The sequence below is a fragment of the Caballeronia sp. M23-90 genome (genome assembly GCF_053574605.1).
Genome location: NZ_JBSIPA010000654.1, coordinates 1 through 2,670 on the forward strand (window position 1 = coordinate 1; position 2,670 = coordinate 2,670).

The window sequence follows — 2,670 nt, forward strand, 5'->3', positions numbered from 1 at the left end:
TGGCGCGCTCGGTGGGCGTTCCGCCCGCGCAAGCGACGCAATCGCTCTCAGCGTTTCGCAACGTGAAGCGGCGCATGGAAGTGAAGGGTAGCGTCGACGGCGTGACCGTGTACGATGACTTCGCGCACCATCCGACTGCCATCGAAACGACGGTGGCTGGATTGCGAACTCGTATCGGCGGGAAGAACCGGATTCTGGCCGTGCTGGAACCGCGTTCGAACACCATGAAACTCGGCACCATGAAAGCGCAACTGCCCGCCAGTCTCGCGGGCGCCGACCTGATCTTCGGCTACGGCGCGCACGAAGGCCGCGACAAGCTCGGCTGGGATCTGCAAGCGGCGTTGAGCCCGCTCGGCGACAAAGCCCGCGCGTTCGACGACCTCGCGCTCCTGGTGAAGTCGGTCGTCGCGGCGGCGAAACCGGGCGATCATGTGCTGGTCATGAGCAATGGCGGCTTCGGCGGCGTGCACCAGAAATTGCTGGATGCATTGTCGGCGCGTCCTGCCACGAAGGAGCGTGAGTGATTCTCTATTTGCACGGCTTCCGGTCATCGCCGCAATCGTTCAAGGCTCGATTGATGCGCGCGCGGCTGGAAGAACTCGGACTCAGCCAAGAATGGTGCTGTCCCGTGCTGCCGGTTTCACCGCGCGATGCCATCGCGTTGGCCGAATCACTCGCCGCGCAGGCAATCGGCCAAGACATCACGCTGGTCGGCAGTTCGCTTGGCGGGTTCTATGCAACGTGGCTCGCCGAAAAGCACGGTTGGCGCGCCGTGCTGCTGAACCCGGCGGTCGTGCCGCAGGAAGACTTGAGCGCGTATATCGGCGAGCAGCCGTTGTGGCATGGCGGCGGAAGTATCGTGGTCGAGCCGTGGCATATCGATGAATTACGTGCGCTTTCTGTACCATCGATCACGCAGCCGGAGCGCTACTATCTGATAGCCGCCACGGGCGACGAAGTGCTCGATTACCGCACCATGCTCGAGCACTATCCCGGCGTGCGAACCACGCTGATCCAGGGCAGCAATCACGCCATCAGCGACTTTTCCAGTTATCTGGATGACGTGCTGGCGTTCTGCGCAGTCCAGCCGCCGGCAGCCGCGGCCTGAATCTTTTCAAGCGCATCCATTTTTCGTTGGCCTGGCGCTTGGCAACCGGGGAACACGCCCGCCTGCACGCCATGCCGACCAACAGTCTTTCGAGAGTACTGAGTGAACGTTTTTTTCGAGGAATCGGGTAGTTTCAAGGCCGGCGCTGTTTTGTCGAAGGCAAACGATGCATTCCAGGTCGAATTGCCGGGCGGACGGCGCGCGAAGGTGCGCGCAAAAGACGTGTTGATCGAGTTCGAGAAACCGAATGCCGCCGATTTGATGCAACAGGCCGACGCCATCGCGAAGGACATCGATCTGGATTTCCTGTGGGAATGCGCGCCAGAGGAAGAGTTTCCGTTCGCGGAGCTCGGCGCGGATTATTTCGGCGATAAATTCGGCGCGACCGAACGCGCCGCGCTCGTCTTGCGCATGCACGGATCGCCGGTGTATTTCCGCCGGAAAGGCCGTGGCCAATATCAGCGCGCGCCGCAGGAACAGTTGCAGATGGCGCTCGCGGGGCTCGAAAAGAAACGGCAACTCGCGCTCGTGCAGGCGGGCTACGAAGAGGAACTGGTCGCCGGCAAACTGCCCGAAGCGCTTGCCGGCAAGGCAATTGGCTTGCTGACGAAGCCGGACAAGAACTCCATCGAATATAAGGCGCTCGAGGGCGCCGCAGCGACCCGCGGCATCTCGCAAGCGCGGCTGATGCTGGAAGTCGGCGGCATTCCGTCGGCGCGTGCATTGCACGAAGCGCGTTTTCTCTCCGAATTTTTCCCGCACGGGACAGGCTTTGCGCCGGTTACCGTGCCGCCGTTGCCGGACGATCTGCCGGAAGCGGACGTTCAGGCGTTTTCTATCGATGACGTCACGACCACCGAAATCGATGACGCGTTTTCCGTCGAACATCTCGCCGATGGCCGCGTTCGTATCGGCGTGCATATTGCCGCGCCGGCGTTGGGCATTACGCGCGGCGACATGATCGATGCCATCGCGCGCACGCGTCTTTCAACGGTCTACATGCCTGGCGACAAGATCACGATGCTGCCGGACAGCGTCGTGGAAGCGTTCACGCTTGCCGAAGGCGGGTTGCGGCCGGCGTTGTCGCTTTACATCATCGTGAACCGGGAAACGCAGGAGATCGTCGCCAGCGAGACGCGTGCAGAACGCGTGTTCGTGAAGAGCAATCTTCGGCACAACTATCTCGACGAACATGTCACAGAGGAATCGCTCGCGGCGGGAACGGGCGAATATCCGCATAAGGATGACATCGCGGTGCTGTGGCCGCTCGCGCAGGCGCTGTTCGAAAAGCGTCAGGAAGCCCGTGCCGGTTACGGTTTGCGGCGCGAGGTGCAGCGCAATAACGACTTCAATTTTTACGTGGAAGGCGAACACATCGAGATCACGCCGCGCCGCCGCGGGTCGCCGCTCGATCTGATCGTGGCCGAACTGGCGATTCTCGCGAATTCATCGTGGGGCGCATTCCTCAATGATCACAGCGCGCCGGGTCCGAAGCGCACGCGCATGCAGACCACGCCCGCGCTGCGAGCGGTAAATGCCCGGCACGCTGTGATCATTGAGGA

The 2,670-nt window shown here is 61.9% G+C and carries 3 protein-coding genes; all 3 read left to right on the forward strand.

The window, feature by feature from the left end:
- The coding region (locus ACRXB1_RS34180; RefSeq protein WP_449494557.1) for a glutamate ligase domain-containing protein at nucleotides 1-524 on the forward strand (524 nt) is incomplete at its 5' end.
- Complete coding sequence (locus ACRXB1_RS34185; protein WP_449494558.1) at nucleotides 521-1,108, forward strand: YqiA/YcfP family alpha/beta fold hydrolase; 588 nt, start codon at nucleotides 521-523, stop codon at nucleotides 1,106-1,108. The genes ACRXB1_RS34180 and ACRXB1_RS34185, both read left to right, overlap by 4 nt.
- 102 nt (nucleotides 1,109-1,210) lie before the next feature.
- Nucleotides 1,211-2,670 (forward strand): ribonuclease catalytic domain-containing protein (locus ACRXB1_RS34190; RefSeq protein ID WP_449494559.1); only part of this gene is annotated, 1,460 nt, incomplete at its 3' end.